12 protein-coding genes are annotated in these 13,617 nt (G+C 67.4%); 2 read left to right on the top strand and 10 right to left on the bottom strand.

All coding sequences use genetic code 11. From position 1 onward, the window contains the following. Nucleotide 1 precedes the first annotated feature (1 nt). The 6 genes from ACFTSF_RS30845 to ACFTSF_RS30820 form a co-directional block, all read right to left on the bottom strand. Nucleotides 2-220, bottom strand: coding sequence for a hypothetical protein (locus tag ACFTSF_RS30845; protein WP_380157795.1), 219 nt, complete (start codon nt 218-220; stop codon nt 2-4). Between the two features lie 102 nt (nt 221-322). Further along, complete coding sequence (locus ACFTSF_RS30840) at nt 323-583, bottom strand: DUF6510 family protein (protein ID WP_380157793.1); 261 nt, start codon at nt 581-583, stop codon at nt 323-325. A 3-nt stretch (nt 584-586) separates the two neighbouring features. Further along, nucleotides 587-1,327: a ferredoxin reductase gene (locus tag ACFTSF_RS30835; protein ID WP_380157791.1), complete on the bottom strand. Its 741-nt coding sequence runs from the start codon at nt 1,325-1,327 to the stop codon at nt 587-589. Next, the gene (locus ACFTSF_RS30830; RefSeq protein WP_380157790.1) at nt 1,297-1,893 is read right to left on the bottom strand and encodes a sulfite oxidase-like oxidoreductase; all 597 of its coding nucleotides are present in this window, start codon (nt 1,891-1,893) and stop codon (nt 1,297-1,299) included. The genes ACFTSF_RS30835 and ACFTSF_RS30830 overlap by 31 nt, the downstream gene beginning before the upstream one ends. A gap of 48 nt (nt 1,894-1,941) precedes the next feature. Beyond that, nucleotides 1,942-3,084 carry an acyl-CoA dehydrogenase family protein gene (locus tag ACFTSF_RS30825; RefSeq protein WP_380157788.1) on the bottom strand — a complete coding sequence of 381 codons (1,143 nt, stop codon included), beginning with the start codon at nt 3,082-3,084 and terminating at the stop codon, nt 1,942-1,944. A 13-nt stretch (nt 3,085-3,097) separates the two neighbouring features. Next, a complete protein-coding gene (locus ACFTSF_RS30820; RefSeq protein WP_380157786.1) occupies nt 3,098-4,219 on the bottom strand; it encodes a CaiB/BaiF CoA transferase family protein in 1,122 nt (373 codons plus the stop codon). 485 nt (nt 4,220-4,704) lie between these two features. Between ACFTSF_RS30820 and ACFTSF_RS30815 the strand changes: the two genes are divergently transcribed. Then, nucleotides 4,705-7,242 carry a phosphocholine-specific phospholipase C gene (locus ACFTSF_RS30815; protein WP_380157784.1) on the top strand — a complete coding sequence of 846 codons (2,538 nt, stop codon included), beginning with the start codon at nt 4,705-4,707 and terminating at the stop codon, nt 7,240-7,242. Between the two features lies 1 nt (nt 7,243). On the opposite strand, the gene ACFTSF_RS30810 is transcribed toward ACFTSF_RS30815, so the two are convergent. The 3 genes from ACFTSF_RS30810 to ACFTSF_RS30800 form a co-directional block, all read right to left on the bottom strand. Then, entirely contained in the window at nt 7,244-7,801 is a 558-nt protein-coding gene (locus ACFTSF_RS30810) for a DinB family protein (RefSeq protein WP_380157782.1), read from the bottom strand. Between the two features lie 384 nt (nt 7,802-8,185). Further along, the gene (locus ACFTSF_RS30805) at nt 8,186-9,649 is read right to left on the bottom strand and encodes a cobyric acid synthase (RefSeq protein ID WP_380157781.1); all 1,464 of its coding nucleotides are present in this window, start codon (nt 9,647-9,649) and stop codon (nt 8,186-8,188) included. After that, a complete protein-coding gene (locus ACFTSF_RS30800; protein WP_380157779.1) occupies nt 9,634-10,899 on the bottom strand; it encodes a helix-turn-helix domain-containing protein in 1,266 nt (421 codons plus the stop codon). The genes ACFTSF_RS30805 and ACFTSF_RS30800 overlap by 16 nt, the downstream gene beginning before the upstream one ends. Before the next feature lie 117 nt (nt 10,900-11,016). On the opposite strand from ACFTSF_RS30800, the gene ACFTSF_RS30795 reads away from it, so the two are divergent. Continuing rightward, nucleotides 11,017-11,952: an alpha/beta hydrolase gene (locus ACFTSF_RS30795; RefSeq protein WP_380157777.1), complete on the top strand. Its 936-nt coding sequence runs from the start codon at nt 11,017-11,019 to the stop codon at nt 11,950-11,952. Here the strand turns inward: ACFTSF_RS30795 and ACFTSF_RS30790 are convergent. Further along, on the bottom strand, nt 11,945-13,525 hold the full coding sequence (locus tag ACFTSF_RS30790) for an MFS transporter (protein WP_380157775.1): 1,581 nt from the start codon (nt 13,523-13,525) through the stop codon (nt 11,945-11,947). The genes ACFTSF_RS30795 and ACFTSF_RS30790 overlap by 8 nt on opposite strands. Between the last annotated feature and the right edge of the window lie 92 nt (nt 13,526-13,617).

Raw genomic sequence — 13,617 nt, 5'->3', positions numbered from 1 at the left:
GTCAGAGCAGGTTGTCGTCCGCGATCCGGTGGTCGAGCTCCTGCCGGAGCCGACGCCGGTACCTCGCGTAGCGGATGTCGACGACCACCGTACTGGGCTCCCAGCGCTTGCGGGTCGCATCCAGCCCCTCGACCATCGCGAGCGCCGCGACCAGCTCGTCCGGGCGCCAGCCATCCAACGGCTCCGACCGGGCCAGACGGTCCAGATAGTCAGGCGTCATCCGCCCCCCACAACCCTGATCGGCTGCAGAATCGGCACCAGGGTCCGGGGTAGCCGAAACTTCGCCCAGATTATCGCTCCGGACCCCTGACGCACCAGGTGATCAGGAAGTGGGTAGCCGAAGGTAGGTGAGGCCGCGGAGGTCGACGTACGTCTCGGTCGGTGTGGTGACCACGCGCAGCAGGACGTGGTCGCAGCCTGCGCAGCGCGCGACCATGCCCGGTGCGTTCAGGTAGAGGCGGGTGTCGGCGAAGACGCCGGTCTGGCCGCAGCCGTCGCAGCGGGTGATCGCGGCCGTCACGTCGACGGCGAACACCTCGCTCAATGCGCCGGCGGCGGCGTTGCCGTCCAGGTAGTCGGTCATCGCTCAGCCTCCTGTCGGTCCGAAGCGTTCGGTTCGGATGCGGGCGGGATCGTGGCCGGCGGCGACCAGGAGGTCGGCCACGGTCTCCACGAACGGCGTCGGCCCGCAGACGTACGTCGTGGGTTCGTCGGCCGGGGTGAACGCGAGCTGCTCGATCGTCTCGGCGTCGATGCGGCCGACTCGGGTCTCGCCCGCCGGCGCTTCGCGGGTGTAGACGAGACTCACGTGCACGTTGTCGGACGCCGCCAGGTCGCGCAGGTCGTCCACGTAGATCACCGAGGTCGGGCGGCGGACGGAGTACAGGAGTCGGAAGGGCGTCGTACTGGAGGTGTGGGCCTGCAACATCGCGCGCAGCGGGACGACGCCGGATCCGCCGCCGATCAGCTGGACCGGCCCTTCCTGCTCGGGCTTCCAGACGAACCAGCCGCCGACCGGGCCACGCAGCTCCAGCGGATCGCCCGGCTTCAGTACGTCGACCAGGTACGGCGAGACTTCGCCATCCGGAACCGATTCGACGGTCAACTCGATCGTCGCACCGGTCCAGGCGGACGCGATCGAGTAGGACCGGGACGCGCGGTAGCCGTCGTCCGCGGTGAGCCGGACATCAAGGTGCTGCCCGGCCAGGTGACCGGGCCAGTCCGGAACGTCGAGCACGATCGTGCGGGCAGTCGCGGTCTCCCGTCGTACGTCGGCGACGGTGGCGACCTGCCAGCTCAGTCGCCGGCGTACCGCTGTTCTTTCCATGGGTCTCCGTACTCGTGGTAACCGGCCGTTTCCCAGAATCCCAGGTCTTCACTGTCGGACAGCACCAGACCTCGCACCCACTTGGCGCTCTTCCAGAAGTACAGATGTGGCACCAGCAACCGCGCCGGGCCGCCATGTTCGGGGTCGATCGGGTCGCCGTCGTACTCGTAGGCGATCCAGGCCTGACCGTCCAGCAGGTCGTCCAGCGGCAGGTTGGTCGTGTAGCCGCCGTAGCTGCTCACGAGCGCGTAGTCGGCCGAGGTCTCGACATCAGCCAGCAGCGTGTCGAGCGAGACGCCCTGCCACTCGGTCTGCAGCTTCGACCAGCGCGTCACACAGTGGATGTCCTTGGTGATCTCCTCGGACGGCAACGCCAGCAGCGAAGCCCAGTCCCACTTGTGCTTCTCACCGGTCTCCGTGGTCACGGTGAATTCCCAGTGCTCGGTCCGCACCTGCGGTGTCGGCCCGGCTGACAGCACCGGGAAGTCATGTGTCAGGTACTGCCCCGGCGGCAGCTCCTCCGCACTCCGCCGACGACCGGTGAACCCCGGCGAAACAATCCCCATGGCCGACCTCCCTCAGGCATCCTGAGGGCAGTCAACCACCTGAACCTCTCAGATGCCCATCGTTCTGCCGATGATCTCCTTCATGATTTCGGTGGTACCGCCGTAGATGGTCTGGACGCGGGTGTCGAGGTAGGCCTTGGCGATCGGGTACTCGGTCATGAAGCCGTAGCCGCCGTACAGCTGCAGGCAGCGGTCGACGACCTTCTTCTGGAGTTCGGTGGTCCACCACTTGGCCATCGCGGCCTCGGCGACGGTGAGGGTGCCGGCGTTGAGTTCGGTGATGCAGCGGTCGACGAAGACGCGGGCGATCTGGATCTCGGTGGCGAGTTCGGCGATCACGAAGCGGCTGTTCTGGAAGGAGCCGATCGGGCGGCCGAAGGCGGTGCGTTCCTTGACGTAGGTCAGGGTCGCGTCGAGGACGTTCTCGCAGGCTGCGACGGCGATGACGGCGATCGCGAGGCGCTCCTGCGGGAGCTTCTGCATCAGGTAGACGAAGCCCTGGCCTTCTTCGCCGAGGAGGTTGGCGGCGGGGACCCGGACGTTGTCGAAGAAGAGTTCGGCGGTGTCCTGTGCCTTCAGGCCGATCTTGTCGAGGTTGCGGCCGCGCTCGAAGCCGGGCATCCCGCGCTCGACCACGATCAGCGAGATGCCCTGGGCACCCGCAGCCGGGTCGGTCTTGGCGACCACGATCACCAGGTCGGCGAGAATGCCGTTGGAGATGAAGGTCTTCTGGCCGTTCAGCACGTAGTCGTCACCGTCACGGCGAGCGGTGGTCTGGATGCCTTGCAGGTCGCTGCCGGCGCCCGGCTCGCTCATGGCGATCGCGGTGATCGTCTCCCCCGAGCTGAACCCGGGAAGCCAGCGCGCCTTCTGCTCGTCGTTGGCATAGTCGAGCAGGTACGCCGAAACGATGTCGGTGTGCAGCGAGAATCCAACCCCACTGGCATGCGCCCGGGCCGCTTCCTCGAGCAGCACGGCGTTGAACCGGAAATCGCGCACCCCGCCGCCGCCGTACTCCTCGGGGACCATGAAGCCGAGCAGACCGACCTCACCGGCCGCGGTCCACAGCTCCCGCGGCACGATGCCGGCCGCCTCCCAGCTGTCGTGATGCGGGACGATCTCCTTGTCACAGAACGCCCGGACGGTCTCCCGGAAGGCATCGTGATCGGCGTCGAAGAGCTGACGTTCCACAGGCGGACCTCTTTCAGATCTGTACGGCGGCGCCGGTCCCAAGGAGACCGTCGATGTCGGTGATGCCCCAGTCGGCGAGCGCCTCGCGGGTGTGCTGACCGGCCTTTGCGGGCGGGCGGTCGAGAGTGGTCGGCGTACGGGAGAAGCGCGGTGCGGGAGCGGCCTGGCGGACGCCGTCCTTGTCGACGAACGTGCCGCGAGCCTCCAGGTGCGGATGATCGCCCGCCAGCGGGAGGACCGGGGACACGCACGCGTCGGAGCCGTCGAAGAGCTCGGTCCACTCGGCCTGCGGTCGCTGCCGGAAGGTCTCGGCCAGCACCTTGTGCAGTTCGGGCCAGTTCGCTGGGTCGTAACGGTCCGGGGCTTCGATGCCGAGCTTGGTGATCAGCTCGGTGTAGAACTGCGGCTCGATCGCGCCGACCGCGACATGCTTGCCGTCGGCCGTCTCGTACACGTCGTAGAACGGCGCGCCGGTGTCGAGGAGATTCGTCCCGCGCTCCTGCTTCCAGGATCCGCCCGCGAGCGCGCCGAGCAGCATCGTCGTCAGATGCGCCGAGCCGTCCACGATCGCGGCGTCGACGACCTGGCCCTCGCCGGTCCGCTGGGCGTTGTGCAGAGCGGCCAGGACACCGACCACGAGATAGAGCGAACCGCCGGCGAAGTCACCAAGCAGATTGGCCGGGACCTGCGGCGGTCCCCCGGCTCGGCCGATCAGGTGCAGCGCACCCGAGAGCGCGAGGTAGTCGATGTCGTGCCCGGCCGACTGGGCGAGCGGTCCATCCTGACCCCAACCGGTCATCCGGCCATAGACGAGACGCGGGTTGAGCGCGTGACAGTCCTCCGGACCGACCCCAAGCCGCTCCGCAACCCCGGGGCGGAACCCTTCGACCAGTGCGTCGGCCTGCGCGACCAAACGCCGTACGACGTCGATCGCGGCCGGGTTCTTCAGATCGAGCGCGACGCTGCGGCGGCCGCGGTTCACGAGCTCCAGCTCAGGCGGTCCCATCGCCAGACCGCCGCCCGGCCGCTCGATCCGCAGGACGTCGGCACCGAGCTCGGCCAGCATCATGCAAGCGAACGGCGCCGGGCCGAGTCCGGCCAGCTCGACGACGCGCACGCCCTCCAGAGGTCCCATGCCGCCATTGTGACAGTTCTACTGTCACAGTCGTCAAGTCATCCGGCGTGGCCGCTCGGTCTACGTGCGAGCCGGCAGGTCCGGGCACTGCCGGCGAGGGGGAGGAATCTGGTGGATGGCCTGCTGCCGCCGTGGAGGAGTGCAGGCAGCGGCCAATACAGCGCCGACGAAGGGATGAGTCCCGCCGGGCCGCCCGAACGACCAGGAGCCGAGGTGCTGGGCCGTCGCCGGATCGCCGACGGCGAGCAGCTGAGGACCCCCCGGCCACACAAAAAAGCAGCCCAGTTCGAGGCCTGGCGATGCGATGTACATGAAAGTTGCCCCTGCTCGACGTCTGAGCGTTGCCGGGGTCTGGGGCACTTGCCTTCGACGGTAGCACCGGAGCATCCGGAACTACAGATCTTGACGCCGTCACCGTTGGCGCTTACACCGTTACCGAACGTCTTCCACCTTGATGGCGCCGCCCCGACAGAACAGGTGTAACGATGACGATGGACCGGAGAGACTTCCTCAAGACCGCCGGCCTCACCGCCGCGACCGCGAGCGTGTTCTCGGCCTTACCCGACAGCCTGCAGCGTGCCCTCGCGGCTCCTGCACCGGCCGGCGGGCTGGAGATGATCGAACACGTGGTGATCCTGATGCAGGAGAACCGTTCCTTCGACCACTACTTCGGCACGCTGCGCGGAGTCCGCGGTTTCAACGATCCGCTCGCGCGAACCTTGTCGACCGGGCGATCGGTCTTCCATCAGCCCAGCGGGACCGGGTACGTGCTGCCGTATCCGGTGGCCAGTCAGTACATGACGGGCACGCCGCACGACTGGGGTACCGGTCACCGGGCCTGGAACCACGGCAGGAACGACCAGTGGATTCCGCAGAAGACGAAGTACTCGATGGCAACGCATCTCCGCTCCGAGCTGCCGTTCTACTACGCGCTCGCCGACGCCTTCACGATCTGCGACGCGTACCACTGCTCCGAACTCGGGCCGACGAATCCGAACCGGTTCTACCTGTTCACCGGCATGCTCGGCTTCGAACCCGGTACGTCGACTCGTGCGATCGGCAACGATGCTTGGCAGAACCCGGGACACACGGGGTACACGTGGACGACGTACGCGGAACGGCTCGAGGCCGCGGGCAAGTCGTGGCGGGTCTACCAGGAGTGGGACAACTACGGGGACAACTCGCTCGACTTCTTCAAGAAGTTCCTCGATGTCGGGCGGAAGGCGCTGGCCAAAACGTCGTACAGCAAGCTTGAGTTCTTCTACGACCAAGGGGTGCGGCCGGGGAACGCCTCGCAGCGCGCGACGCTGCTGCAGCAGCTTGCGGCCGGGGTCGCCACGCTCACCCCGGCGGAGCGGCGGCTCTACGATCGCGGCCTGGCCCGGGTGGCGGCGGATCAGCTGGTGCCTGCCTTTGCGGACGACATCAACAGTGGGCGGCTGCCGGCGGTGTCGTGGATCGTCGCGCCGGAGCCGAAGTGCGAACACCCCGCGTGGGGTCCGGCCGAGGGCGCCAACTTCACGAAGGAGATCCTCGACAAGCTCGCCTCGAACCCGCAGGTGTGGAACAAGACGCTCGTGCTGATCACGTACGACGAGAACGACGGCTTCTTCGACCATGTCCCGCCGCCGGTGCCGCCGGTGTCGACTTCTGAGGGTCAGTCGACGCCTGGGGTTGCTGACGAGTTGGTGAACGGTGAGCCGATCGGGCTCGGTACGCGGGTTCCGATGTTCGTTGTTTCGCCTTGGAGTCGTGGCGGGAATGTGAGTTCACAGGTCTTCGACCACACGTCGGTGCTGCAGTTCCTGGAGAAGTGGTCCGGGATCGCTGAACCGAACATTTCGCCTTGGCGGCGTGCGGTCTGCGGTGACCTGACGTCCACGCTTGATCTGACGACGACCAACCCCAGCTATCCGTCGCTGCCCACGACACCACCTACGCCTGGCTGGGAAACGACGTACCCGGCTCCCCCGGCGAACCAGGTGCTGCCTGTTCAGGAGCCTGGGCCACGGACAGCTCGGCCGGTGCCGTACACGTTGACCGTCTCGGGTCGGGTTGCCGCCGACAACTTCTGGATCGACTTCGCCAACACCGGGGCTGCCGGGGCGCACTTTTATGTGTATGCCAATGCCTTCCGCACTGATGGTCCGTGGCGCTATACGGTCGGTGCCGCAAGCAACGTTTCCGACTACTGGCAGGCCGGTACGCCGAGTGGTGCCTACGATCTGACGGTGGTCGGGCCGAACGGATTCGTCCGTCGTTTCGCCGGCAACCGGATCACCGCCACGACGAACGGGAATGCCAATCCGGAGGTCACGTTGCGGTATGCGCCGGCCGACAACCTGGTGTGGCTGAAGATGACGAACGCCGGGACGAAGGCTTGCGTCATCACGATCCAGACGAACAACCGCGCTGGTGGGCCTTGGACATACAGCGTCGGCGCCGGTGCTTCGGTTGAGGATTGGTGGAGTACGGCGAATGGCGCCGACGGCTGGTACGACCTGACCGCGACCGCCGACACCACCGACGGGTTCGTCAGACGGTTCGCCGGACACCTCGAGAAGGGGGTCGCGAGTATCAGCGATCCGGTGATGTCGTCCGGGCGACTCACGTGTTCGGTGCGCTCGTTCGACAGCCAGGAGACGGGCAATCCGGCGACCGCGGCGGTCGATGGCAACACGTCGACGTACTGGCACTCACGCTGGAGTGATCCAGCTGCTCCGTTGCCGCACGAGATCCAGCTCGATCTGGGTTCCGCGCGTACTGTCACCGGGCTCACCTACTTGCCGCGGCAGGACGGGAGCGCGAGCGGGCGCATCGGTCAGTACGAGCTCTACCTCAGCACCGACGGCACCAACTGGGGCTCACCCCACGCCACCGGCCGCTTCGCCGACACCGCTGCGGCCAAGACCATCCGCTGCTGGCCGACGACCGCCCGGTACCTCCGCCTGCGCGCCCTGACCGAAGCCGGCAACCGAGGTCCGTGGACCAGCGCCGCCGAACTCACCGTGCTGGGCTGGTGACCTACTTGAACGCCTCGGCTGCACGCTGAATGGTGGTGTAGTACTCCGACCAGCCGGCGTCGTCCATTGCGTCGCTGTCCCGGCCCCCTTGGCCGTCGATCAGCTCCCGGACGATGTCGGCATGGCCGGCATGATGCGCCGTCTCGTCAACCACTCGGACGAGCAGCGCACCAAACGTCGTACGCCGCTTCTCCGGCGCCCAATGCGGAACCTCCGCCGGAGCGTCCAGGTCGAGTTCGGCAATCGACTCATCGCTGTGCGCACAGGCCTCGCGGTAAAGCCCGGTGATGTACTCCGAACTCTCCCCCGGCTGCACCCACATGTCCGCCCCCTCCCACACCGACCCATCCGCCTCCCACGGCAGTTGCTCTTTCGGCGGCCGCCCCACGCTCGTCCCCAGATACACGTACTCGATCCCGGTCAGATGTTTGACGAGCCCCAGCAGATTCGTCCCCGACGGCACCACCGGCCGCCGCTGGTCGAACTCACTCAACCCCTCCAGCTTCGCCAGCACCAACGCCCGAGTGTCCCGCAAGTAGTCATGCAACACCGTCTTCATACCCAGCACGCTAACCGCCCGCCCCGACAATTCGCCCGCGCGAACTCGCGGACCAGCGCGCCAGGCCCAGCGCCCGACGCCGCGGGCGAGATTCCAGCCAGTCCGCGGGGGTGAGCAAACCCGGTGGTGGGCTTGAACACGTTATTCCCTGTCTCGGCCCACCAGTTCCTGTTCACACCCCCAGCAACTGGTCGCCTCACCCCCGGCACCGACGAGCCTCCCCCTCCTCGGCCCTTGTGCGCGAACCCCCCATTCGCGGGGATATCCCTCGAGTTGGGGGGTTGCCCATCGAAAATCTCAGGGGGCAACCCCACGACTCGACAGGCAACCCCTGGGCTCGCGGGCACGATGGGTTGCGGTGGCAGCAGCCGATGGTGGACGGGGTCAGGGGAGGGTGGGGGCGCCTGGGGGGATGAAGGGGGTGGGGGGTTGGCCGGATTCGATCAAGCGTAGGAGGGCGGTGGTGTCTACGTGTTCGTCGATGGCGTCGGCTAGGCGGTTGAGGCGGGATTCGCGGAGGGTGGTGAAGGAGGTGGTGCGGTCGGGGGCGGGTTTGCCTGTGAGGGCGGCTATTTCGGTGAGGAAGGCGTGGCGGGTGGGGTCGTCGTCGAGGAGGCCGTGCCAGATGGTGCCCCAGGTGTTGCCGGTGCGGCAGCCGCCGGGGAAGGGATCCGCGACTCCGGTGACGGTTACTACGCCGTGGTGGATTTCGTAGGCGGTGGGGGTGGGGCGGGCGAGGGTTTTGGCGCGGGCGAATTCGGTTGCTGCGGGCAACAGACCTAGGCCGGTGTGGGTGCCGCCGCCTTCTACGCCGTGGGGGTCGGTGATGGGGCCGCCGAGGAGTTGGTAGCCGCCGCAGATTCCTAGGATCGGGCGGCCTTGGGCGGCTCGGGTGGCTACTGCGGTGTCCAGGCCTAGGGAGCGCATCCACGCGAGGTCGGAGACGGTGGCGCGGGAGCCGGGGAGGACGACTAGGTCGGCGTCGCGGATTTCGGCGGGGCTGGTGGTGAAGAAGACGCTGTTCGTGGGTTCGGCGGCGAGGGCGTCCAGGTCGGTGAAGTTGCTGATCCGCGGGAAGCGGACGACGGCGATCGACAGGACATCGGCGCTCGTCGCGGTTCGGCGTACCGGGATGTCGAGGGCGTCTTCCGAGTCCAGCCAGAGTTCGGGCAGCCACGGGAGGATGCCGTACGTCGGGCGGCTGGTGACCGCAGTGAGCATGTCGATACCGGGCTGGAGGAGCGAGACGTCGCCGCGGAACTTGTTGATCAGGAACCCGCTGATCAACGCCTGGTCGGCCGCGTCGAGGAGCGCGACGGTGCCGAACATCGAGGCGAACACTCCCCCACGATCGATGTCGCCGACCACGACGACGGGCGACTTGATGTGCTGGGCGAGGCCCATGTTCACGTAGTCCGACTGGCGCAGGTTGATCTCGGTCGGGCTGCCGGCACCTTCGGCGATGATCACGTCGTAGCGGGACGCGAGGTCGTCGTACGCGGCGAAGGCGGCTTTGGCGAGCTCGGCGCGTTCGGTGAGGAAGCCGCGGGCGGAGAGTTCGCCCCAGGGCTGGCCCATCAGGACGACGTGGCTGCGGCGGTCGCTGCCGGGTTTGAGGAGGACCGGGTTCATCGCGGCCTCGGGCTCGGCGCCGGCGGCGATCGCCTGGATCCATTGCGCCCGGCCGATCTCGGTGCCGTCGGCGCAGACCATCGAGTTGTTCGACATGTTCTGGGCCTTGTACGGCGCCACCCGCACACCCTGGCGAGCCAGCCAGCGGCACAGTCCGGTCACCACGGTCGTCTTGCCGGCGTCGGACGTCGTACCAGCGATCAGGAGTCCTGCCACGGAGTTGATCCTAAGGCTCGCATCGTCAGCGCCAGATGCAGGCGGAACCGGCCGCCCGCGTTGCTGAACGGAAAGCCGAGGACGGACTCGGCGTGTTCGAGCCGGTACGCGACCGTGCTGTGGTGCCGGAAGACGAGCGCGGCGGCTTTGCGGACCGAGTCTGTGACGGAGTACGCACGCAGGATCGCGAGTAGGTCGGCGCCGCCTGGCTCGGCGGCTATTCGGTCCAGCGCGGCGACGTCGGGCGAGGCGGCGATGTCCTCGGGCCGCAGTCGCTCGACCACCACGAGCAGACCACCCAGATCATCGGACCGTACGACGGGTGCCTCGGGCGAGGTGAGTCGGAGCGCCGTACACGCATCCCGCCAAGAGTCAGCCGCCCGAATCGCCGGCACGATCGGCCCAACCCCAGTCCGCACCTCAGCCGCCGGTTGCGCGTCAGGGTCGGTCCACAGGCTCACCAGGTGTGAGCCGACCGAACCGGAGATCACGCGCGCGGTGGTTGAGGAAGGAGCAAGCCGCGGAGCAGCCTGCACCACGACTGTGGAACGAGGGGCGGGGCCGGGCTCGCCTGCACCGGTCGAACGTGGAGCGTGGCCGGAGCCGCCCTCAGCCACGGGACGAGCGGTGGTGGCGGAGTCGCCTGCCGCAGGAGACCGAGGTGCGGGGCCGGAGTGACTCTCGGCCGTGGAACCAGGAGCGGGGCCGCCTGCAGCAGCCGGACGAGATGCGGGGGCGGAGGTGTCTGGGGGTGGGGTTGAGACGGTTACGCGGAGGGTGCTGGTGGGGGTGATGCCAAGGAGGTGTAGGGCTCTGGAGCGTTCGGGGATGCCGGCGGTGGCGGAGATTACTAGCTCGACCAAGGCTGGGTCGCCTACGGCGGGGAGGTTGTTGAGGGTTCGGTCGAGGAGGATTGAGCCGGCTAGGGCGAAGCGTTCCAGGACCATTTCGTCTAGCGGGAGGGCAGTGGTGGGGCGGGCTAGCCAGAAGCGGGTGTCGTTGTGTTCGCGGAGGTCGGCGTTGGGTGGGGGTTCGGCCAGGTCGATGGTGCCGGTGGGGTTGGCGCGGAGGACCAGGCCGCGGGCGGGGGCGTCGATGCCTACGGGGCATTCGGCTAGGGCTGCTGTGCTGCGGAGCAGGGTGGTTAGCTCGGCTCGGTCGGTCATCAGGGCGTCGAAGAAGCCGATGACGCGGACGGCGCTCTCGGCGTCGGCGTCGAGTGACGACAGGCGCAGCAACAGGCCTTTCATACAGTGAGGTTACGCCGAACGGCGGAATGCGAGGCCCGGATCTCCGCCACCCGGCGGCTGCGCGGTGGTGGGCCGGGCCGGGATGCTCGAGGGGTCGGCGAGCAGAGAGGTACCACGATGACGAAGTACGCGATCGACCCGGAACTGACGCCCTGGCTGGCGATGATTCCGGAGGTCGACCTGAGTGACATGGCGGTCGTGCGGGCGCAGCGGTCGGAGATGCAGCACCTGATTCCGCCGGTCGTCGTACCGGATGGGATCGAGATCCGCGAGGTGACGATCCGCGGGCGGGACGGCTACGACATTCGCGCGAAGGTGTACACACCGACGGGGCTGGACGGGCTGCGGCCCGGGTTCGTCTACATCCACGGCGGTGGGTTCGTGATGGGCGACATCGAAATGATGGAACAGGGCGCGGTTGACATCGCGGCCGGGGCCGGCGCGGTGGTCGTCTCCCCCGACTACCGGCTCGCGCCGGAGCACCCCTTCCCGGCGGGCCTCGAGGACTGCTACGCGACGCTCGAGTGGTTGGCGGCCAACGCCAAAGAGCTCGGTATCGATCCCGACCGGATCGCGGTCGGCGGCGGCAGCGCGGGTGGTGGGTTGAGCGCCGGCGTCGCTCTGCTGGCCCGCGATAGAAGCGGCCCGGCGATCTGCTTTCAGGTCCTAGAGATCCCCGAGCTCGACGACCGCCTCGAGACCGAGTCGATGCGGGAGTTCGTCGACACCCCGCTCTGGAACCGCCCAGCCGCCGAGTACAGCTGGAAGTACTACCTCTCCGGCACACCGGAAACCCTAGGACTCCAGTACGCCGCTCCGTCCCGTGCCGAGGACCTGTCCGGCCTCCCGCCCGCATACGTCTCGGTGTGTGAGTTCGACCCGCTGCGCGACGAAGGAATCATCTACGCCCAGCGACTCCTCCAAGCCGGAGTCAGCACCGAACTGCATCACTACCGCGGCACCTTCCACGGCTCCGGCCTGGTCGCGACCGCCGAGGTGAGCAAGCGGATGGCATCCGACGTGATGGACGCCATCCGCCGCGCACTCAGCTGACGGGCGGTTCACCCCCGCCTTGTTCCGACTCGGGTTTGACCGGCGTGATCCGGCGGCCCTGCGCATCGGTGCTAGGCAGTCGCGGAGCCGCTCCCTGGAACGTCGTACCGCCCTCCCGCGCAGATAGCGGCTTCGCGATGTTCTCCAGCGACTGCCCCTCGGCATCGACGCCGAAGAACCAGGCGATCACACCACCGATCAACATGACCACCGCACCGATGACATAACCGACCGCCAGCGGACCGCGAGCCGGGTGCTCACCTTCACCGATCAGCGACGCGAACAGGAACGGTGCCACAACTCCACCAGTGAGCTGCGAGATCGCGAAGAAGAACGAGATCGCCTGGCCGCGCAACTCGATCGGGAAGATCTCGCTGACCGTCAGGTACGCCGACGAGGCACCGGCCGAGGCGAAGAAGAACACCACGCACCACATCAGCGTCAGCGTGGTCGCGGTCAGCACACCAGAGTTGAAGAGCAGCGCAGTGATGAACAGTACGACTGCAGCGATCGAGTACGTCGCGAAGATCATCTTCCGCCGGCCGATGGTGTCGAACCAGTGCCCGAGCAACAGCGGCCCGGCCAGGTTGCCGATCGCGAACGGGAAGAAGTACAACGCGACCCCCGAGTCGCTCAGCCCGAAGTACGACTTCAGCACCAGCGCATAGGTGAAGAAGATCGCGTTGTAGAGGAAGGCCTGGGTGACCATCATCGAGAAGCCGAGGAACGAGCGGCTGCGGTAGTCGCGCAACATCACCCGGGCGATCTCGCGGTACGTCACCGGCGGATAGTCGACGACGTTGATGGCCTCGTCCGGGCTCACCTCGCGCAGCTGACCACCCTGGGCGCGCACGGTGTCCTCGATCCGGTCGACGGTCGCTTCGGCCTCGGCGACCTTGCCGTGCGTCATCAGCCAGCGCGGGCTCTCCGGGATGTGCCGGCGCAGGTAGATGATCATCAGACCCATCACCGGACCGACCAGGAAGCACAGTCGCCAGCCCCACTCGATCGGGATGATGTCGGTGTTCAGGAAGACCAGACCGACCGCGGATCCGATCAGCGCGCCGGCCCAGTAGGTGCCGTTCACGCCGATGTCGACGCGACCGCGGTACTTCGACGGGATCAGCTCGTCGATCGCGGAGTTGATCGCGGCGTACTCACCGCCGATGCCCATCCCGGCCACGAACCGGCACAGCGCCAGCGACCAGAAGTCCCAGGTCAGACCGGCCGCGCCGGACGCGATCAGATAGACCATCAACGTGATGATGAACAGGCTGCGCCGGCCCCACTTGTCGGTCAGCCGGCCGAAGAAGAGCGCACCGACCACCTCGCCGGCCAGGTAGATCGAGGCCAGCAGACCGACCTCGGCGGTGGACAGCCCGAGGGTCGCGCCTTCCTTCAACGTGTTGCCGACCAGCGAGACGAGCTGGATCTCGAGACCGTCCAGAATCCACGAGACACCGAGACCGACGACGATCATCCAGTGGAATCTTGTCCACGGCAATCGGTCCATTCGGGCCGGGACGAGACTGGGTATCGCCTTACCTTCGTCCAGCGCGTGCTCGTTGCTCATCCCTGCTCCTCCCGAGCCCGGCGCCCCTCGGCTGGGACACGCCCATCGGAGCCCGTACCCCCTGGACACCGCATTCCAAACCCGACATACAG

Source organism: Kribbella sp. NPDC056951 (assembly GCF_042674205.1).
GTDB classification, from domain to species: domain Bacteria; phylum Actinomycetota; class Actinomycetes; order Propionibacteriales; family Kribbellaceae; genus Kribbella; species Kribbella yunnanensis.
Note: the sequence above shows the minus strand (reverse complement) of the source record. Positions and strands in the feature narration are given on the sequence as shown.